General features: G+C 42.6%; 22 protein-coding genes. 12 read left to right on the top strand and 10 right to left on the bottom strand.

Annotated elements, in window-relative coordinates; translation table 11 throughout:
* The first annotated feature begins 223 nt into the window (after positions 1 to 223).
* Positions 224 to 1,696, top strand: a complete 1,473-nt coding sequence (locus O9332_RS00805; RefSeq protein ID WP_272014182.1) for an NADH-quinone oxidoreductase subunit M — start codon at positions 224 to 226, stop codon at positions 1,694 to 1,696.
* A 62-nt stretch (positions 1,697 to 1,758) separates the two neighbouring features.
* On the opposite strand, the gene O9332_RS00800 is transcribed toward O9332_RS00805, so the two are convergent.
* Positions 1,759 to 2,922, bottom strand: coding sequence for a cysteine desulfurase family protein (locus tag O9332_RS00800; RefSeq protein ID WP_288023273.1), 1,164 nt, complete (start codon positions 2,920 to 2,922; stop codon positions 1,759 to 1,761).
* A 245-nt stretch (positions 2,923 to 3,167) separates the two neighbouring features.
* On the opposite strand from O9332_RS00800, the gene O9332_RS00795 reads away from it, so the two are divergent.
* The 4 genes from O9332_RS00795 (at position 3,168) to O9332_RS00780 (ending at position 6,226) form a co-directional block, all read left to right on the top strand.
* Entirely contained in the window at positions 3,168 to 3,986 is an 819-nt protein-coding gene (locus O9332_RS00795) for a hypothetical protein (protein ID WP_288023272.1), read from the top strand.
* A 141-nt stretch (positions 3,987 to 4,127) separates the two neighbouring features.
* Positions 4,128 to 4,529: a phage integrase SAM-like domain-containing protein gene (locus tag O9332_RS00790; protein WP_288023271.1), complete on the top strand. Its 402-nt coding sequence runs from the start codon at positions 4,128 to 4,130 to the stop codon at positions 4,527 to 4,529.
* Positions 4,530 to 4,649: 120 nt separating this feature from the next.
* Complete coding sequence (locus O9332_RS00785; RefSeq protein WP_002762329.1) at positions 4,650 to 5,213, top strand: DUF4334 domain-containing protein; 564 nt, start codon at positions 4,650 to 4,652, stop codon at positions 5,211 to 5,213.
* Between the two features lie 77 nt (positions 5,214 to 5,290).
* Positions 5,291 to 6,226, top strand: coding sequence for an RpnC/YadD family protein (locus O9332_RS00780; RefSeq protein ID WP_052275883.1), 936 nt, complete (start codon positions 5,291 to 5,293; stop codon positions 6,224 to 6,226).
* A 170-nt stretch (positions 6,227 to 6,396) separates the two neighbouring features.
* Here the strand turns inward: O9332_RS00780 and O9332_RS00775 are convergent, their stop codons facing one another.
* The 6 genes from O9332_RS00775 to grxC form a co-directional block, all read right to left on the bottom strand.
* On the bottom strand, positions 6,397 to 6,957 hold the full coding sequence (locus tag O9332_RS00775; protein ID WP_196219875.1) for a Coq4 family protein: 561 nt from the start codon (positions 6,955 to 6,957) through the stop codon (positions 6,397 to 6,399).
* Between the two features lie 459 nt (positions 6,958 to 7,416).
* Positions 7,417 to 7,968, bottom strand: a complete 552-nt coding sequence (locus O9332_RS00770; RefSeq protein ID WP_288023269.1) for a leucine-rich repeat domain-containing protein — start codon at positions 7,966 to 7,968, stop codon at positions 7,417 to 7,419.
* Positions 7,969 to 8,188: 220 nt separating this feature from the next.
* Positions 8,189 to 8,491 carry a HigA family addiction module antitoxin gene (locus tag O9332_RS00765; RefSeq protein WP_002762337.1) on the bottom strand — a complete coding sequence of 101 codons (303 nt, stop codon included), beginning with the start codon at positions 8,489 to 8,491 and terminating at the stop codon, positions 8,189 to 8,191.
* Positions 8,492 to 8,503: 12 nt separating this feature from the next.
* The gene (locus O9332_RS00760; protein ID WP_002762339.1) at positions 8,504 to 8,779 is read right to left on the bottom strand and encodes a type II toxin-antitoxin system RelE/ParE family toxin; all 276 of its coding nucleotides are present in this window, start codon (positions 8,777 to 8,779) and stop codon (positions 8,504 to 8,506) included.
* Positions 8,780 to 8,863: 84 nt separating this feature from the next.
* Positions 8,864 to 9,352: a tRNA adenosine(34) deaminase TadA gene (gene tadA, locus O9332_RS00755; RefSeq protein WP_002762341.1), complete on the bottom strand. Its 489-nt coding sequence runs from the start codon at positions 9,350 to 9,352 to the stop codon at positions 8,864 to 8,866.
* On the bottom strand, positions 9,337 to 9,654 hold the full coding sequence (gene grxC / locus O9332_RS00750; protein ID WP_002751734.1) for a glutaredoxin 3: 318 nt from the start codon (positions 9,652 to 9,654) through the stop codon (positions 9,337 to 9,339). Before grxC ends, tadA begins: the two co-directional genes overlap by 16 nt.
* Positions 9,655 to 9,686: 32 nt before the next feature.
* On the opposite strand from grxC, the gene O9332_RS00745 reads away from it, so the two are divergent.
* The 4 genes from O9332_RS00745 to ccmS all read left to right on the top strand — a co-directional run bounded on the left by O9332_RS00745 (position 9,687) and on the right by ccmS (position 12,781).
* Positions 9,687 to 10,247: a 5-formyltetrahydrofolate cyclo-ligase gene (locus tag O9332_RS00745; protein ID WP_002762343.1), complete on the top strand. Its 561-nt coding sequence runs from the start codon at positions 9,687 to 9,689 to the stop codon at positions 10,245 to 10,247.
* 342 nt (positions 10,248 to 10,589) lie between these two features.
* A complete protein-coding gene (locus O9332_RS00740; protein WP_002762345.1) occupies positions 10,590 to 10,907 on the top strand; it encodes a slr1957 family protein in 318 nt (105 codons plus the stop codon).
* Positions 10,908 to 11,158: 251 nt separating this feature from the next.
* Positions 11,159 to 12,172 carry an aldo/keto reductase gene (locus O9332_RS00735; RefSeq protein WP_002762346.1) on the top strand — a complete coding sequence of 338 codons (1,014 nt, stop codon included), beginning with the start codon at positions 11,159 to 11,161 and terminating at the stop codon, positions 12,170 to 12,172.
* 168 nt (positions 12,173 to 12,340) lie between these two features.
* Positions 12,341 to 12,781 carry a beta-carboxysome assembly chaperone CcmS gene (ccmS, locus tag O9332_RS00730; RefSeq protein ID WP_043999379.1) on the top strand — a complete coding sequence of 147 codons (441 nt, stop codon included), beginning with the start codon at positions 12,341 to 12,343 and terminating at the stop codon, positions 12,779 to 12,781.
* Here the strand turns inward: ccmS and nagA are convergent.
* Positions 12,737 to 13,888: an N-acetylglucosamine-6-phosphate deacetylase gene (gene nagA / locus O9332_RS00725; protein ID WP_002762350.1), complete on the bottom strand. Its 1,152-nt coding sequence runs from the start codon at positions 13,886 to 13,888 to the stop codon at positions 12,737 to 12,739. The two genes, ccmS and nagA, sit on opposite strands and share 45 nt — an antisense overlap.
* Positions 13,889 to 14,381: 493 nt before the next feature.
* Between nagA and O9332_RS00720 the strand changes: the two genes are divergently transcribed.
* From O9332_RS00720 to O9332_RS00710, 3 genes are all read left to right on the top strand, one after another.
* Entirely contained in the window at positions 14,382 to 15,176 is a 795-nt protein-coding gene (locus O9332_RS00720) for a metallophosphoesterase family protein (RefSeq protein WP_288023265.1), read from the top strand.
* A gap of 79 nt (positions 15,177 to 15,255) precedes the next feature.
* A complete protein-coding gene (locus tag O9332_RS00715; RefSeq protein ID WP_002762361.1) occupies positions 15,256 to 16,074 on the top strand; it encodes a SirB1 family protein in 819 nt (272 codons plus the stop codon).
* Positions 16,075 to 16,161: 87 nt separating this feature from the next.
* Entirely contained in the window at positions 16,162 to 16,626 is a 465-nt protein-coding gene (locus O9332_RS00710; RefSeq protein WP_002762362.1) for a VOC family protein, read from the top strand.
* Here O9332_RS00710 and O9332_RS00705 read toward each other — a convergent pair.
* Both O9332_RS00705 and fabZ read right to left on the bottom strand, forming a co-directional pair.
* Positions 16,623 to 17,390: a TspO-related membrane protein gene (locus O9332_RS00705; RefSeq protein ID WP_002762364.1), complete on the bottom strand. Its 768-nt coding sequence runs from the start codon at positions 17,388 to 17,390 to the stop codon at positions 16,623 to 16,625. The two genes, O9332_RS00710 and O9332_RS00705, sit on opposite strands and share 4 nt — an antisense overlap.
* Before the next feature lie 3 nt (positions 17,391 to 17,393).
* Entirely contained in the window at positions 17,394 to 17,873 is a 480-nt protein-coding gene (gene fabZ, locus O9332_RS00700; protein ID WP_002762366.1) for a 3-hydroxyacyl-ACP dehydratase FabZ, read from the bottom strand.
* Positions 17,874 to 18,201 lie beyond the last annotated feature (328 nt).

Below are 18,201 nucleotides of genomic sequence, written 5' to 3'. Positions count from 1 at the left end.
AGGGGGGTGCCGATCCCCCCTGCCCCCCTTGATAAGGGGGGTGCCGATAGGCGGGGGGATCCCCCCTGCCCCCCTTGATAAGGGGGGTGTCGATAGGCGGGGGGATCCCCCCTGCCCCCCTTGATAAGGGGGGTGTCTGACAACTTTTAACACCTATCTACTTATCTTGCTAAAGATTGACCGCTCAGGCAATAATGGGAAGGTTTATCATGCCCATTAAAGAATGCTCAACGCTTTTATTTGGCTACCGATTATAGGGGCGATACTGATTGCCTACACGCCTCTAGAGGCGAAAAAAGTGCGAGGATTAGCTCTAACTCTTTCTGTCGTTCTCTTACTGCTTAATATCCTCCTTGGCTGGCAATTTGACCCTAGTAACCCGCAAATGCAGTTCACGGTTAACCTGCCTTGGATTAATTTCCTCGGTTTCAATTATGCCCTCGGTGTCGATGGCTTATCATTTTCATTACTTTTTCTTAACAGCATCTTGACAATAATTGCTCTTTATGCTAGTGGCACAGAGGTTAACCGACCGAAATTTTACTATTCCCTGCTCTTGTTACTCAATGCCGGAGTAGCGGGGGCCTTTCTAGCGCAGGATTTACTGCTATTTTTCCTATTTTACGAATTAGAAATCGTTCCCCTTTACTTTCTCATTGCCATTTGGGGGGGTCAAAGACGCGGTTATGCGGGCATGAAATTTTTATTATACACGGCAATTTCCGGCTTTTTAGTGCTAATCTCTTTCCTTGGCTTAGTTTGGCTAACCGGTGCTGATAATTTCGCCTATAATCCCCTTTTATCGAATAATTTAGACGTTAAAACTCAATTACTGCTCCTTATTCCCCTTCTGATTGGATTAGCCATCAAAATCCCGATTTTTCCCTTTCATACTTGGCTACCGGATGCCCACGTCGAAGCATCTACCCCCGTTTCTGTGCTTTTAGCGGGAATATTACTCAAATTAGGAACCTATGGACTGCTGCGCTTTGGAGTCGGTTTATTCCTCGATGCTTGGGTGACTCTCGCCCCTTGGTTAGCAACAATAGCAGCTATCAGCGCCCTCTACGGGGCCAGTTGCGCTATTGCCCAAAAGGATATGAAAAAAGTAGTGGCCTATTCTTCCATTTCCCACATGGCCTATATTTTACTAGCGGCGGCGGCCACCACCAGATTAAGCATCACCGCGGCGATTTTGCAGATGATTAGTCACGGTTTAATTTCCGCTTTGTTATTTTTGTTGGTGGGAGTAGTGTATAAAAAAACCGGCAGTCGGGATGTGGATTATCTACGCGGTTTATTAAATCCCGAAAGAGGTTTACCAATCACGGGAATGTTAATGATTTTAGCGGCTATGGCCAGCGCCGGCATCCCTGGAATGGTGGGATTTATCGCCGAGTTTTTAGTTTTTCGTGGCAGTTTCCCGATTTTTCCGATACAAACGCTCTTATGTTTGGTTGCTAGTGGTTTAACCGCAGTGTATTTTCTCCTGATGATTAATCGGGTTTTCTTTGGCCGTTTAACCCCTGAATTATCGCGCATTCCTCGCAGTACCTGGCCCGAAAGATTTCCCGAAATTGCTTTGGCTTTATTTATTATTGTTTTGGGATTACAACCGAGTTGGATGATTCACTGGAGTGAAAACCAAGCATCAGTGTTATTAACTGGCACGGCAATCAGTCAAAGGCAATCATAGAAACCTTTTCCAGAATTTTTTAAACCTAGACCGAAACTAACTTGTGGATAGGAGCCGAAACGTCAAAAATTTTTGGCTTTGCGGAGGGAATTAACCGTTAAAACCACCTGTTCCCCCACCAGTTCAATTTCTTCTAAAGTATTAAAACGACTCAACCCGAAGCGCAGGGAGGCATAAGCGAGAGATTCGGGGCGACCCAAGGCAGTTAAAACGTGGGAGGGGGCGGTATGGCTAGAAGAACAGGCAGAACCGGAGGAAAGCGCCACTATTGGCTGTAATCCTAACAATAACGCCGCACCGTCCACCCCTTCAATACTAATATTCAAATTTCCGGCTAATCTTTGGCTAGGATGACCATTGAGATAAATTCTGTCTAATTGACTGATAATCTCCCATAAACGGGCTTTTAACTGATTTAAGTAGCCGGTATCTTCTTCAATCGCTTTGATGCCCAATTCTACTGCCTTGGCAAAACCGACAATTTGCGGTGTAAATATTGTACCCGATCGCAGTCCTTTTTCCTGGCCTCCCCCTTGAATTTGAGCGGCGAGACGAACTCTGGGGTTCCGGCGCCGGACGTACAGCGCACCGATTCCCTTCGGTCCGTGGACTTTGTGGGCAGTTAAGGACATCATATCTATATTCATTTCCTCCACATCTAGGGGAATTTTGCCGATTGCTTGGGCCGCGTCCGTATGAAAAAGTACCTGATACTGGCGACAAATCGCCCCAATTGCCGCTAAAGGTTGAATCACCCCAATCTCGTTATTAGCAGCCATAATTGACAGCAAAATCGTGTCAGGACGCAAAGATTTTTCTAGTAGTTCCAAGTCAATTAGGCCATCAGCACCGACGGGTAAAATTGTCACCTCAAAACCCAATTTTTCCAGATAATGACAGGGATCTAAAATGGCCCGATGTTCTGTCACCACCGTAACTAGGTGTCGTCCCTTGGCGAAATAAGCTTCGGCAACCCCTTTGATAGCCAGGTTATTGGCCTCCGTTGCCCCACTGGTAAAAATAATTTCTTCGGGACTACTATTAATAGCAGCGGCGATTGTTTCTCGTGCCTGTTTAACCGCAGCCTCGGCTGTCCAACCATAGACATGATTAATACTACTGGCATTACCAAAGTGTTCGGTAAAATAGGGCAACATCGCCGCCAGAACCTGCGGCTCCATCGGTGTCGTGGCGTGGCAATCTAGATAAATCGGCTTTTGAGACATATTTTTCCCCCGCGGGGGATTTGAGAAGGAGATATCCCCTATTTTAAGAGAATCTCTGAAAGTGCATTGCTAATCTATGTTAACAAAAAAGTATCGGATAGCAGTCAACAGCTGACGACTCAGGCCAGAACTTTAAGATTTAATAATGAGAGCGCAATCGCTCCCTGAGAGCAGTTACAATTCCCCTATTCCAATGTTGTTCAGCAACCCAACAGGATTAATAACACATATTTTCCCGCTCAATCATGGCTAAAAAATCGAAGGCATTTAGTGAACTGCTCAGGCTGCAGAAAATGTCCCAAGGATCCGAAAAACCCTTGAAAAGCTTTGAGAAGAAATTAAGAGAAAAGTCCTTGCCTTTCAAGGAAATTGTCGTCTCTCCTTCTGGGGAAGTCACAATGTCGGAAGTTCTGGAGGATTTTATCGAGCCTTACCGCGAATCCAATGAAACAAAGGGATCTATGCGAACACTGCTGACCATAGGGATAATCGCTTGGAATCTGGCGTTGTCCCCCGAGTCAAAGCGGCAAGAGATGATAGACCGAGTTTTTAACAAAGACCTTCTTAAAGGAGATAAAAGGCTCAAGGCGGATATTCAAGGGCTAATCGACGAGCTAATCGCTAGGAAAAACCGTTATTTCTCGGAAAACAAGCGGATGATTGTGGATTTTGAGTTAAAAGAGCTAGGAAGCGAGTATCATCTCTCGGTTGCCTCCAGCTTGTCGCCCGAATTTTCCGAGTCAGAGTTTGCCTTCAAAGTCGGCGACTCGGTCATCGTCAAACAGGGTGTACTCGACCCAGATTTGGGGACTGACATCGGTGGTTGGCAAGGAAGAATTGTGATAATTGAGCGGCAGAGCAATCTCATCGGCATTGAATGGGATAGCATCACCCTGAAAAACATCCCCAGTTCGGTGATTGACCAGTGTGAACTGGAAAACCTAGACTGGGCCCAAATGTACCTCTCCTCAACGGATGTGGAATTAACCCAACCTCGAGATACAGAAGAAGATGTGGCCGCCATCATTGAGCAAATTCAGTCTAACATCGTTGAAGCTATTTAGCAGAAAAGAGAAAGGCGATTCCGGCGGTTGGCCGACCTTGACCCTGAGGAGAAAATGGCGGCTTTAGACGCTTGGAAAAAAAACACTTGATTCATTACCCTATTGAACATCGAGCAGCGATTTAGAGGAGAGAAATTTGAGATGGATGATTCCCAAAAATATGAGGCTGACTGTCAAAGGATAAGAAAAGTCAATCATGAATTACTAAAGGATTTCGAGAGTTGGCTAGAATCATCAGGTTTGTCGGAAAAAACCATTAATAATCATATTTCAAATATAGATTTTTATATCAACGAATATTTACTCTATGAGGATGCAGTAGAAGCTAAAGACGGGGTAGATATGGTCGGTGACTTTTTGGGTTATTGGTTTATCAAAAAGGCCCTGTGGGCCAGTCAATCAAGCCTCAAGGCTAACGCAGGTAGTCTGAAAAAGTTCTACACTTTCTTACTGGAAAAAGGCCTAATAGATAAAGATGATTTGCGAGAACTTAAAGAAACCATCAAGGAAGAAATGAGTGAATGGCTGGAAACCCTAGAGTGATACGATGACCCATTGAGTGAAGATATGTGGGATGTTTGGTGATTTTAGCCGAGGGGCAATCCCCCACCCTCTGGCTGAGAAGCTATAATATCATTGTCAGGACACAAGGAGAGCGAGACAATGGAAACATTAGAATTAGAAAGCTGCCAGTCGATTCTTAAAGCTGGTCAAACGACGACCGAAAGAGCGTTAGAATTATTTGACGCTCTCGAACCCGTGAGTTTAGACTTTATGCTCGGTGTTTGGCAAGGTTCTGGACTTCAGACAAATCACCCCATGGATGGTTTATTAGAAGCATCTAATTGGTATGGTAAAGAGTTTGTCGATACCGAGAATGTCCACCCCCTGTTATTTTTAGATGGTCAGGGAAAAATTTTTAAGGTAGCACCCAATCCCACGGCCATGAACTGGATTGTTAAGCTGCCGATACTCAAAAATAATTCTCTGAAACCTTTACTGATGCTGACCAACTCCTTGCTGAAAACAGAGACAAGTCAGGCTAGACTGCGAATGATGGAATATCGGGGCAAAGTCAGCGCCACGATGATTTATGATTATTTGCCGATTAATGACTCTTTTCGGAAAGTAGATGATAATACCGTGCTGGGAATTATGGATTTTAAAAACTCTCCCCAACCTTTCTTTTTTGTTCTCAAGCGATGTCAAAGACCTCTTAATTCTTGAGGTTCGATTTAAACCCTTCATTATTGACGATATAATAAGATTATTGCCGTCCTTTTTCGGCTCGATTATCAATTGCAATGACTCGCCAAATTCACGACCAATTTGCTAAGGAGTATTTAGAGGAATTGTTAGCACCTCTAGGGACGATTAGAAAGAGCAAGAAAGTAAAAAGCGAGGTTCAAGAAATTGATGTCTGGTTTGAACCGGCCAGTTCACCATCAAGGAATAAACTCCCTTTAGGGTTACTCGGAAAAATGGCGGCGACTTCCTGCTTGTTTGAACCTTTCCGCAACTCTCCCTCAGAAATAGAGATTCGCAGTTGTATATCAAAGTTATATGCGGTTCATAATGACCTCTTAAGGAAGGCGAAACGGTCAAACAAAGCTCTAACTGCAGCAGAATTGCCAGTTTTATGGATTCTCACGCCCACCTTTTCAGCTAGAATGATTCAAGGATTCAGGGCTGACAGCGATGAGAGTAATTGGTTGAAAGGGGTTTACTTTTTAGCTGACTTCCTCAAAACAGCCATAGTCGCCATCCATCAATTACCGGTGAATGAAGACACTTTATGGTTGAGGGTTTTAGGAAAAGGAGGAACTCAGAAACGAGCCGTAGAAGAGTTAGTTGAACTTCCCCAACCTAACCCTTTTCGAGAAAATTTACTGGAAATCTTAGCCAACTGGCGCAAGAATTTAGAGTTGAGGGATAATTTAAGTGCAGAGGAACAGGAGGTCATTATGAACTTATCACCAGCTTATCTAAAGCAGCGAAAAGATTGGAAGGAAGAGGGAAAACAAGAAGGGAGACAAGAAGGGAGACAAGAAGGCACCTTAGAAGAACGTTACTCGATGATAGCCAGTCTTCTGGAAGGAAGGTTCGGAACTCTAGATTCGGAATTATCCGCTCTGGTGGAACGGATTGCCCAACTTCCCATCTCGGAACGCACCGAGTTAATTCTTTCTCTGGCGAATTTATCCCGCTCCTCACTATTAGAAAGATTGAGAGACAATTAAATTTTCAGTCCGCTTCAGCCTTAAATCCTGATGGTAGAGAGACTCCGCAGGGCGACACGGATTCCTATTATAGTAAAAGGTTAGCAAAAATTTTTGAGTTTGTCAAGTCTTTTGCGAAAAAAAAGCTGAAAAAATTTCAGCCCGATAATTATCTATAATTGTCTCTTAGTTTAGTTTTTAGAGGAGACAATCGCCAATTCTTGCCGCCAAACTAGCAGGGATTTCTCCCAAGCTAGTTCCCATTTTTGCGCCAAAAAAGGTCGAGTATTTTTGCCCAAATTATAGGCGATGACAATCTCTTCCCAGAGAGAGGCTAAGGAAAGTGGAGAAGAAAATAAAGCTCCGAATAATCCCCCTAAAAGTAGGACAATAGCTAGAGGGCGACGAGTTTGACTTAATTCAAAAGCTTTCAGTTGCAATTCTCCCGTCACATCGACACCAAAACCCGTTACTATATGCCAGATATCGTGAGTTTGCCGTAAGCGAAGCAGCAGATAATCTGTATCGGAATTGACCTGAATAGACCGATAAAAATTAGGATCAAAATTGAGACTAATTAGGTGAGTAGCATAATGATAACCCAGGGAATCTTCTGGGAGTTTTAGCAGGGTTTCTAAACAGGGACTAGCGGCCAGATATCTTTGGGCAATTATTTGAGCGGTAGCTCGATCCCTTTTAACATATTGCCAAGATAATCGCTGTAACCAACTCTCTTTTAAGCCATCTTCAATATCATATACAGACAGAATGTTACCGGGATTTTGTCAAAGAGAAATTATTCCCTTGGCCACACTGATTAGATTAGTTGTGAATAGCATATAATACTAAATCCGTTGAGTATAGGCTACATATGAGGACAGGCACTCATGCAAGAGGCAAGAGGCAAAAGGGAGAATAAATAATCAGTTTTTAATAACCGGATTTAGTATAAGAGGTTGAGAACGGGAAAAGGCCAAGAGTTTTCCCAGTTTGATAAAAAGAGAGATTAATATTAAATATTTGTAAACTTTTTTGCCTAAGTTACCTTTCTGTGGTAAGCAAATCTTTACTGCTCCGATTCGGGGGTTTCTTGGGAGGTGTCATCGTTGTTGGTTTTTGGTTCTTGTCCTTTAAAAATCCTGATAGATCGCCAAAAACCCTCTAAAAACTGATTGAAGGTCGTTTCATTGATTTTACCCGTCCAGAGCAAACTAAAAGAGGACCCACAGGGAGGTAAGTCGAGCGAGCGCTTCTGGAATCTCCCTGATTTGGTTATTGCTGAGAGAGAGGCTTTTCAGGGAGGTGAGGTGAGCGAACGCTTCTGGAATCTCCCTGATTTGGTTATTGTAGAGATAGAGGTATTGCAGGGAGGTGAGGTGAGCGAGTGCTTCTGGTATCTCGCTGATTTGGTTATTGCTGAGGTAGAGGAATTGCAGGGAGGTGAGTTGAGCGAGCGCTTCTGGAATCTCGCCGATTTGGTTACTGCTGAGGTAGAGGTGTTGCAGGGAGGTGAGGTGAGCGAGCGCTTCTGGAATCTCGCTGATTTGGTTATTGTTGAGAAAGAGGCGTTGCAGGGAGGTGAGGTGAGCGAGCGCTTCTGGAATCTCGCTGATTTGGTTAAAGCTGAGGTTGAGTTCTTGCAGGGAGGTGAGTTGAGGGATTTCGGGGGGAATTTCTGTTAAGTTTTTGTTGGACAGATCCAACTTCTCCGCTCTTTCGTCTTTTGCCCGTTGAATCAACTCTAATACTTCCTGTGCTGTCATTGACCATCCCCCCGCTACCATATTTACTCCATTTTGGCAAAAGATCCAGTTAATGCAACTGGTGGTGATCAGCTAGTCCACTGTTAACAGTATGATTAACTCCCACACGCGGTTATTCATACATTTGTATCAGTTTAAGGATAACTGATAATTGCTGATTGTCGCTATTTCTGCAAATGTGAGATGCAGCCAAATGAATAATTATAGAATCCAAGAGAATTTATCCTGAAGACAGGGATTGATAAGGAATAATTTTTTCGAGGGTATTTCCTAACTTTTCCCTCGCTATATCTAACTCATAGGCTTTTTGTAAATTCATCCAAATTTCTGCTCCTGTATTAAAAAAACGCCCTAATTTTAAAGCAATATCTCCCGTGATATTTCCTTGACGTTTGAGAATTTGCTCAAGTTCATTCTCAGAGATATTAATTCTTGTGGCAAGCTGAGAAACATCAAGATTAATTTCCTCTAATTCATCAGCTAAAATTTCACCGGGGTGGATAGGACTTTCCCAATTATTCATCGTGAATTCTCCTTAATGATAATCAACAATTTCAACATTAGTAGCTGCATCATCCCATGAGAAACAAATACGATACTGGTCATTGACACGAATACTATATTGACCGATTCTATCTCCTTTTAAACGTTCTAAGCGGTTACTCGGCAATCCTGCCAATGCTTCTAGTGTATTAGCACTTTCTAAAATACGCAATCTTTTGATCGCTAATCGTTCAATCCCAGAAAACTTTTTAACAAACTGCTTATTATATAGCTTTTCTGTATCTTTACATCGAAAGCTTTTAATCATGGGTTATTTTTGTCATGTCTAAGGCAATAATTTGATAAATTTAGCTAAATTTATCAACCGTCCCGATAATTACTCAAATTTTTCTCATCTTTTTTTCTCAAACCATGTTTGTAATAATTCCCCGGATTCCTTGGCTAAAATTCCCGCGATTACCGGTAAACGATGGTTAGAAAAAGGACTATCAATAAAATTAGCCACAGTGCGGATAACTCCTGTTTTGGGATCGTCAGCACCGTACACTAATAATCCTAATCTAGCCTGAATGATTGCCCCGGCACACATGGGACAGGGTTCGAGGGTGACGTAGAGGGTACAATCCTTTAAGTGCCAATTGCCTAACACTTGACTAGCGGCACGAATCGCCAGAATTTCGGCGTGAGCGGTGGGATCATGGTGTTTTTCCTTGCAATTAGCCCCTTGAGCGATTAAATGTCCCTGTTTATCCACGATAACCGCTCCCACAGGTACATCACCCCGGTTTCCCGCAGTTGCCGCTAAATTTAAAGCTAACTGCATCCATTGCCGATGTTTCTCATAGGCTTTTTCATCAATAGACTTTAGATAGTCCCACATTTAGCCAGTAAATTATCTAATTTTTTCTGACCATCCAAAGCATACAAATCATCACAACCACCGATATGTTCATTATTAATAAAAATCTGTGGTACACTGCGTTTACCGTTGGACCGTTCGGCCATGGCTTGACGAGCGCTTTCATCCCCATCAATCTTGTATTCGGTGTATTTTACCCCTTTCCAACCCAGCAACCATTTAGCCCGAATACAGTAGGGACAAGTTGCCCAAGTATAAATTTCCACATTGGCCTTGATATTCTCGTTATAACGCCCAAAAAGCGAGTTAAATAGATTTAGCATCTTGTGACTACAGAAATATTTATCTTTATTTTATGGATTCTGCTACCAAAAAAGCCCAATTACGCAAACAACTAATTGCCCAAAGACGAGCGCTTCCTAAGCATATTTGGCAAGAAAATAGTCAGCAACTTTGCAAAAATTTACAATCTTTACCCCTCTTTCAGCACGCTAAAACCATTCTCGCTTACTTCAGTTATCGTCAAGAGCCGGATTTAAGTTCCTTATTTTGTCAACACCATCGCTGGGGTTTTCCCCGTTGTGACGGAGATAGCCTGACTTGGCACTGTTGGACTGCCGACGATCCCCTAGAATTAAATCGTTATGGCATCTACGAACCAACAGCGATCGCTCCTCTCATTTTACCGGCTGAAGTGGACTTACTATTAATTCCCGCCGTCGCTTGCGATCGCCAAGGTTATCGCTTAGGCTACGGGGGGGGTTATTTTGATCGTCTCTTACATTCCCCCGAATGGCAAGCTATCCCCTCGATCGGGATTGTCTTTGACTTTGCCTATCTCGATACCCTTCCCCTCGATACTTGGGACCAAAAATTACAGGCAATCTGTACCGAATCGAGAACCGAAATTTTTTAACAATTATTTCCCTATTCCCTCACACCCAATCCCCAAGCTGATCCCTGTCTCGGAGTCTCCTATCTGGGAGTCTCCTGTCTCCTATCCCCTATCTCCTGTCTCCTATCTCCTGTCTCGGAGTCTCCTATCTCCTATCTCCTATCTCCTATCTCCTATCTCCTGTCTCCTGACTCCTGACTCCTGACTCCTGACTCCTTACCTCACCGTTAACTTTACTTTTCACCGACTACTCATATATTAAGTTTTATTGAATCCGATCGACCCTTAAGATAGCTTTGCTAGGATGAAATTCACATCAGGAGATGTTTATAGTAATCACCGGAAAAAGTCAACAGGGAAGCAATGAAACACTTTCACGAACCATGGATTCAAGAATGGTGTCAAGAAAACGGCTGGACAGAGCTATTTCTCGAACGCTACAGTAATTATTGGGCATTCCCTCCCAATGCCGTGATGCCAGAACCAATTCCCACCAAAGTGTTACAAAACATTAAGCGCCAAAAAGGTCTATCCCCTGCCGAAAAACTTTGGTTAGGAGTGGCGATCGGATTGACTCTGACAGCTTTAATTCTCTGTATCACCCTCGCTTGTCCCATGCCTATAGTTCTCGCTTTCGCTTTTGATGCTGTCACCGCAGCGCGATTGGAAGTGGAATATTAACCCAGCAAAAATTGAGCAGCAGAAACCCAAAAAGGGGGAGATTTTTCCGAAAGTCTTCCCCTTTGCCGCTTTTTTCTGGACAGGTACGATCGATCTGTCTTGAATCAGTAATCGGTGATTAGTGGTCAGTAGGAGAATAGAATATTAAGTGAGCAGTATTCAATGGCAGTTTTCTGCTGTCTTTTCACTGATTACTGTTTACTGTTTACTGGACGGCTACGCCGTGCCTTTGACAACACTGAAAAGCTCTCATGTCCGAATCTCGTCGCTTACAGTTTACCCCCGATCTGGAAATTTGTCGTATTTTGAACGGAATGTGGCAAGTTTCAGGAGCCCATGGTTCGATCGCACCCCAAAAAGCGATCCCTAGTATGTTCTCCTATCTAGATGCCGGTTTCACCACTTGGGATCTGGCCGATCATTACGGTCCGGCCGAAGATTTTATCGGTGAATTTCGTCGTCAATTAGTCGCCCAAAGGGGCATTGATGCCTTAAATAATCTGCAAGCTTTCACTAAATGGGTTCCCCGTCCGGGTAAAATGACTAAGGAAATAGTCGCAAAAAATATCGCTATTTCCCTACGTCGTATGGATGTGGATAGTCTCGATTTATTGCAGTTTCACTGGTGGGATTATCGCGATAAAAATTATCTAGATGCCTTATATTTTTTAGGAGAATTACAACAGGAAGGCAAAATTAAACACCTGGCCTTGACTAATTTCGACACGGAACATTTAAAAATTATTCTCAGCGCCGGGATTAAAATAGTCTCCAATCAAGTCCAGTTTTCTCTAATCGATCGCCGTCCCCTCGTCAAAATGGCGCAATTTTGCCAAGAACATAACATCTATCTACTCGCCTATGGTACTCTAGCAGGAGGCTTATTAGGGGCAAAATATCTCGGTCATCCCGAACCCAATGCCATGAGTCTCAATACCGCTAGTTTACGGAAATATAAAAACATGATCAATGCTTGGGGAAACTGGCAATTATTCCAAGAATTATTAACCGTTCTTAAAGCGATCGCTGATTCCTATCACGTCACCATTCCTAATGTGGCAGTGCGTTACGTTCTCGAACAAAAGGCCGTAGCCGGGGCAATTATCGGGGTGCGTTTGGGTGTTGCTGAACATATCCAAGAAAATGCCCGTATTTTCGATTTTCAATTATCCCCCCAAGACTATCAAAAAATTGATCATGTCTTGCAAAAATCCCGGGATTTATTGCAGTTGATCGGTGATTGCGGTGATGAGTACCGTCGTTAAGTAGGTAGGTGTTAAAAATTGTCAGCTTTCCCCCCTTATTAAGGGGGATCCCCCCGCCTATCGGCACCCCCCTTATCAAGGGGGGTAGGGGGGATCGGCACACCCCTTATTAAGGACTGATAACTGATAACTGATAACTGAAGACTGATAACTGAAAAGAGGCTAATGATGAGATTTGAACAACCAATCCCCGATGATCCCGCTAATCAATGGCGCTATCAATTAGATCAATTCGTGCAAGAAAATCAACAGGAATTAGCCGGTTTAATGTGGGGTTTACTCTCGGAATGGGGAGAAGATGCCCAAGAAACCCTGGGCATCGATCTTAAACCCCAGCCCCATTTTGTCTGTTGTTCTAGGGAGGCTCTAGAGAAATTAAATCGCAAGGTTAATTGTAAAATTCAAGAGATGCTTGGGATTATTTACCGCTATAATCCCAGGGAAGAAGTGGCTATAGTCGCTATCGGTGATGGTCAGGTAAAATTGATTTATTTTCAACCCGATCTTTCCCCTCCTGAATGTTTTGATCGCCTCGAAGTGGATCTCGATACCCTCATTCAACAGTTAGAGGCCAAAATGCTGGCGGAAATCCAATCTTTCCCAATTTGATGCCGATTGCCAGCGCAAAAAGTTGGCAGATTGTCCCACCGATAAACCTGCTAATCCGATCGCTTTTCTGGGAGATTCTGTGCCTAGAAGAATCGCCGTTTCTAAATCACATATTCCCCAGTTAACTAAATTGGCTACTCCTTGTAATAAGGGTAAGGTTGTTCCCGCTAAAGTACCGTCAAAAAGTCTTGCTGTTCCCTGTTTAACTTCAATTTCTCTCTCGTCCCAAGGATAGACACCATCTTCTAAACCGATCGGCGCTAAAGCATCACTAACTAAGAAAATTCCTCGATGATAATTACTGGCTTTTAGTAATAATTCTATCATGGTTGGATGGATGTGTTGACCATCGGCAATTAACCCACAATAGACATCGCAATTGATAATTGCTTCCCCTAATAACCCCGGTTGACGATGGTGTAAAGGAGGCATGGCATTGAAGGCATGAGTAACCATTTTTGCCCCCTGGAAAAAGGCTTTTTTGGCTATTTCTTGACTCGCTTGTGAATGTCCTAAACTGACGGTAATCCCTCGATCGCTTAGGTATTTAATTACAGTACCGCTACTATCTAATTCGGGGGCTAGGGTGATAATTTTTACGATCGATAAGTAGTCCCCAAAAATTTTATCTATTGTTTCTATACTTGGGGTTAAAAGATATTGTCCCGGATGCGCCCCCCTTTTTTCATAGTTTAAAAATGGTCCCTCTAAATGTACTCCTAAAACCTGCGCGCTCGCTCGATTTTCCTGTTTCTGTTTCTCGATATATTTGGCAATTACTGAGAGGGATTTTTGAAATTTCTCCACAGACGTGGTTACTAAGGTGGGCAGATAACCATCAATTCCTTGATTCCCAAGATAATCACTAATCTTATCTAATTTTTCTAGATCTGTTATTTCTAAGTCGGGAAATGCTAATCCTAATCCTCCGTTGATCTGTAAATCTACTCCTCCCAACGATAGCCAATCCCCTTCCATATCGATAATCTTTTCCCCTTTTTTCCTTCCCCCCATCTCCGTGATTCTCTCGATCTTTCCCGCAGCATTTATTTCTACTTGTTGTCGATCCTGATAGGCGGGAATTCTAGCGTTAATTAGGGTTATCATAGAAGCAGAAAACTAATTTTTTTTTATTATAATCTCAAAAAAAAACTTTTTTTTTGATCATGCTTGACAAGGGAGCATTTTTGTGAGATACTTTTTTCTAGAATGGGAATCTGTGCGTTAGTTGATAGTTGCTGACATCCAATTGTATAAAAACTGATCATAAAAAAATAATACCATAACCTGTCCGCTCCCTGCCCAGAGATTGCAAAAATACTTTACAAAACAATTAAGTAGGGAGGCACAATTATTTGTAGGATGGGTTAGCGGTAGCGTAACCCATGCGGTAGTTGGGTTTCATGCTTCAACCCAACCTAAGTTCATCTTATATTTAATTCCACCCACCTACTTACAGCCTTTCTCCCGCAGTTCCGGCGTTCCCCAAAACCAGTGACTGTCAGAGGGAAAGCTTTGTCCTATAATAAAATTAAGACCTTATAAAAACTGCTTTTTTAGCGATAAAAGAGTAGCAATCTCAGCAATTAGAGAGGGGTGTGTGTTTTTTAAAAAAATAGAGAAACAGACTCAAGAACCGCGTCGTATTATTATCGGAGATGTGCATGGCAGTTTTCAGGCACTTTTACGACTATTAAACCGAGTTGCTCCCGATAGTGAGGATGAGGTTTATTTTCTGGGGGATTTAATCGATCGAGGACAGCAGAGCTTGGAAGTGGTGGATTTGGTGATCAAAAATAACTATCAGTGTCTCCTAGGAAATCATGAATATATGCTCTTAAAAGCTCTGGCAGGAAAAGAAGTTTCTGAAAAATGGTTTAACGGCTGGATCGAGAGTGGCGGGGCGGCGACACTACTAAGTTATAATAACAATATACCCGCCGAGCATATCAATTGGTTCCAATCTCTACCCGCTTATTTAGACCTAGGAGATATTTGGTTAGTTCACGCGGGAGTACACCCAGAATATCCCCTTGAACAGCAAACAAACGAGCAGTTTTGTTGGATTAGAAACGAATTTCATGCCATGACCCAACCCTATTTCAAGGATAAACTAATTATCACAGGTCATACTTTAACCTTTACCTTTCCCGATGTCAAACCGGGACAACTAGCTCGCGGCAACGGTTGGCTAGACATTGAAACTGGGGTTTATCATCCTCAAAGTGGTTGGTTAACTGCTTTAGATTGGACAAATCAATTAGTTTATCAAGTGCAGAATCAAAATAAAAATTGTCGCACGATACCTTTAGAAAAAGCGGTGGTTAATCTAGACCTTGACAAGATTTCTCGTTACTCCTCCAGGGAAAGCTCATCTAAATCACTGAATCTTTAATGGTGATTCAGAAAAGAGAGGCCATAAAACCAGAAGGATCGGTTAAAATAGTTGATAATCTGATTAATACCCTTTTCTAATGACCCTTGAACTCTTATACCAAGCTTTCATCGAAACAATTCAACATCCTGACCCTGAGATAAATCTAGCTCGGGCAGCCCTACAAATAGCCAATTTTGAATATCCCCGTCTCAAGATTGATCACTATTTAAATAGAATAAATTTAATGGCTGACGAGGTAAAAAAACGTTTACCAGATAGATTATATCCCTTAAAAATAGTCAAGGTTATCAATCAATATTTGTTTGAAGATTTACAATTTACTGGTAATACCCAAGAATACTATGACCCCCGCAATAGCTACTTAAATGACGTAATCGATCGCCGCACAGGTATTCCGCTCACTCTCTCGATCATCTATTTAGAGATTGCCAAACAGATCGATTTTCCCATGGTAGGAATTGGTATGCCTGGGCATTTTATTATCCGTCCCGATTTCGAGGAAGTGGAAATTTTTGTCGATCCCTTTCACGGTGGTGAAATCCTATTTAAACAGGACTGTCAAGAAAGATTAAGTCAAGTTTATCAACAGCCAGTTAAATTAGAAGAACATTTTCTCAATATTGCTACCAATCAGCAAATTTTATTACGTTTGTTGACTAATTTAAAATATATTTACCTGAATCGTCAACAATGGTCTCAGACAATTCGGACAATAGATCTGCTACTTTTGCTCATTCCTAATCATCCCCTAGAGCTGCGCGATCGAGGTTTAGTTTACTATCAAATAGGACAACTCAGCCAAGCGCAACAGGATTTAGGCTTCTATCTCGCTCTCCTACCCAACGCTCAAGATGCAGAATCCATTCGACAATTATTGCAAAAAATTAACTCTTAAGTTGTCCGTCGTCAGGAGATTATTTTTATTTGTTCTCCCCACACCCCACACCCCACCAACAAACTTTTTCAGCAAACCCTAACTAAAATGACTATTAGTCCTTCCGTAACCGCGAAAAAACTCAAAATCGGTCAACTGCGAAAAGTCCATCATATCGCTTTCAACGTCAAAGATATGGAGGTTTCCCGTCATTTTTATGGGGAAATATTAGGATTAGAGGAATTAGTGGGCGAAAAAATTCCCAGTACCTTAAAAGAATTAGTTGCCCAGGGAAAAGTGGCCAATTTTATCACCCCCGATGGTACAGTAATTGACCTATTTTGGGAACCAGATTTAAACCCTCCCGACGACAATCCCGAAATCGCTTTTACCCGTGCCAACCATTTAGCCTTCGATATTGTCCCCGAATGCTTCGATTTTGCCCTAGAAGTGCTACAAAGTCAGGGAATTACTATTGCTAGTGGACCCGTGACCCGGCCGACTGGGAGAGGGGTTTACTTCTACGATCCCGATGGCTTTATCGTCGAAATTCGCTGTGATCCCGCATCTTAACGACTCAGAGGACGAAAATTGCCACGAAAAACCAAAAAAGTTAGGGTAATCGCTAATATAATCGCTGTTATCGCAATTAGAGGCAGAGAAATCTGTTTAACAGCGATCGCCAAAAAAGCCCAGATAAACACCCCGATAAAAGCCCGATCTTTTCTTTTTAAACCGACTAAAATCGCGATTATCGCCCCGATAACTAGGATTATTACCGTCCAGATCTGGTCTGTTAGACCCCATCGCTGCCAGTTGATCCAATCTAACACCGAAGCGACGTTGACAATCGTGGCTACGGTAATCCAAGCGAAATAAATACTAATAGGAGCATTAACTAATAAACCCTGTTTACGATTGACAATCAAGCGATTAATTTCTAAGCGAAGATAAAGCCGGATGAGAGGAATTAAAATGCCTAGCATTGTCAATAAAGACAGGGTAAAAAAACGCAATTGAAAGAGAATTACCCAGAGAATCTGACAAGCACTAGCGATGGCTAATTCGTAGCCTAACCGACGCAAACGCGGTTCAGTTTTATTGAAAGCCAAAGCTTGGTAAATTCCCAGACTAATTAAACCCAGATAAATTAATCCCCAGATAGCAAAAGCATAATTAGCGGGAATAATTAAGACATCTTGAAAAACTGTATTCGAGATAGCCCCGATATTTTCGCCGTTGAGAGGGAAAATATTAGCGAAAATATTGGTGATAAAAGCCCCTAGAATAGCAAATAAATTTAGTTCTTGTCGGAGACGATCTCGATCAAAATTCATAGGTCAATCAAAGATGGAAAACATCATTTCGCCCTGAGCGGCCAATTGCCCATCGACTCTTGCTTCCCCTTGCATTTTAGCAATTTTATTCATCTTGAAGGATAATAATTCCACCGTCATGATCAATTGATCCCCTGGCACCACAGGACGACGAAAACGGGTTTTATCAATGCCAGCGAAGGCAAAAAATTTCCCTTTCATCCCAGGTAATTGGGTCAAAATCACTCCCCCCACTTGGGCCATGGATTCAACAATTAACACCCCCGGCATCAAGGGACGGTTGGGAATATGACCGGGGAAAAAAGGCTCGTTGATCGTGACATTTTTTAGGCCAACAGCTTTTTTACCTGGTACATAGTCAATAATCCGATCAACTAGGGCAAAGGGATAACGATGGGGCAGTAGTTGGCGAATTTCCTCGACGGTAAAGGTAGTTTTTATGACTGGTTCCAACTCGGTTAAGGCTTCGGTAACGATGGTCATGCAAGTCAAAAATTACAAGTGAGATCAGACATTATCTCATAATCAGTTATCAGTTATCAGTGATCAGTGATCACTGATCAGTTATCAGTGATCAGATGAACGTAGGTTGGGTTGAAACATGAAACCCAACGCCCGCTCATGTTACGCTACCGCTAACCCATCCCACAAATAATTGTGCCTCCCTACTTAGGGTTTGCTGAAAAAGTTTTTCCTAGGGGCAGGGTGTAGGGTGTAGGGTGTGGGGTGTGGGGTTTTACCGATTTTGAGGGGGTCAATTACCTAATTTTCAGGGAAAAAGTAGCTGAATTTCCCCCTGATCACTCCCATA

It is taken from the genome of Microcystis sp. LE19-10.1B (genome assembly GCF_027530565.1).
GTDB lineage: Bacteria > Cyanobacteriota > Cyanobacteriia > Cyanobacteriales > Microcystaceae > Microcystis > Microcystis aeruginosa.
Note: the sequence above shows the minus strand (reverse complement) of the source record. Positions and strands in the feature narration are given on the sequence as shown.

What these genes read in the sequence shown, in the direction of transcription:
- O9332_RS00800 (WP_288023273.1), bottom strand. Translation starts at nt 2,922, where the DNA reads ATGTCTCAAAAGCCGATTTATCTAGATTGCCACGCCACGACACCGATG.
- O9332_RS00785 (WP_002762329.1), top strand. Translation starts at nt 4,650, where the DNA reads ATGGAAACATTAGAATTAGAAAGCTGCCAGTCGATTCTTAAAGCTGGT.
- nagA (WP_002762350.1), bottom strand. Translation starts at nt 13,888, where the DNA reads ATGATAACCCTAATTAACGCTAGAATTCCCGCCTATCAGGATCGACAA.
- O9332_RS00710 (WP_002762362.1), top strand. Translation starts at nt 16,162, where the DNA reads ATGACTATTAGTCCTTCCGTAACCGCGAAAAAACTCAAAATCGGTCAA.
- O9332_RS00765 (WP_002762337.1), bottom strand. Translation starts at nt 8,491, where the DNA reads ATGAATAATTGGGAAAGTCCTATCCACCCCGGTGAAATTTTAGCTGAT.
- O9332_RS00795 (WP_288023272.1), top strand. Translation starts at nt 3,168, where the DNA reads ATGGCTAAAAAATCGAAGGCATTTAGTGAACTGCTCAGGCTGCAGAAA.
- tadA (WP_002762341.1), bottom strand. Translation starts at nt 9,352, where the DNA reads ATGTGGGACTATCTAAAGTCTATTGATGAAAAAGCCTATGAGAAACAT.
- O9332_RS00805 (WP_272014182.1), top strand. Translation starts at nt 224, where the DNA reads ATGCTCAACGCTTTTATTTGGCTACCGATTATAGGGGCGATACTGATT.
- fabZ (WP_002762366.1), bottom strand. Translation starts at nt 17,873, where the DNA reads ATGACCATCGTTACCGAAGCCTTAACCGAGTTGGAACCAGTCATAAAA.
- O9332_RS00760 (WP_002762339.1), bottom strand. Translation starts at nt 8,779, where the DNA reads ATGATTAAAAGCTTTCGATGTAAAGATACAGAAAAGCTATATAATAAG.
- grxC (WP_002751734.1), bottom strand. Translation starts at nt 9,654, where the DNA reads ATGCTAAATCTATTTAACTCGCTTTTTGGGCGTTATAACGAGAATATC.
- O9332_RS00770 (WP_288023269.1), bottom strand. Translation starts at nt 7,968, where the DNA reads ATGACAGCACAGGAAGTATTAGAGTTGATTCAACGGGCAAAAGACGAA.
- O9332_RS00705 (WP_002762364.1), bottom strand. Translation starts at nt 17,390, where the DNA reads ATGAATTTTGATCGAGATCGTCTCCGACAAGAACTAAATTTATTTGCT.
- O9332_RS00790 (WP_288023271.1), top strand. Translation starts at nt 4,128, where the DNA reads ATGGATGATTCCCAAAAATATGAGGCTGACTGTCAAAGGATAAGAAAA.
- O9332_RS00715 (WP_002762361.1), top strand. Translation starts at nt 15,256, where the DNA reads ATGACCCTTGAACTCTTATACCAAGCTTTCATCGAAACAATTCAACAT.
- O9332_RS00735 (WP_002762346.1), top strand. Translation starts at nt 11,159, where the DNA reads ATGTCCGAATCTCGTCGCTTACAGTTTACCCCCGATCTGGAAATTTGT.
- O9332_RS00745 (WP_002762343.1), top strand. Translation starts at nt 9,687, where the DNA reads ATGGATTCTGCTACCAAAAAAGCCCAATTACGCAAACAACTAATTGCC.
- O9332_RS00740 (WP_002762345.1), top strand. Translation starts at nt 10,590, where the DNA reads ATGAAACACTTTCACGAACCATGGATTCAAGAATGGTGTCAAGAAAAC.
- ccmS (WP_043999379.1), top strand. Translation starts at nt 12,341, where the DNA reads ATGAGATTTGAACAACCAATCCCCGATGATCCCGCTAATCAATGGCGC.
- O9332_RS00780 (WP_052275883.1), top strand. Translation starts at nt 5,291, where the DNA reads ATGACTCGCCAAATTCACGACCAATTTGCTAAGGAGTATTTAGAGGAA.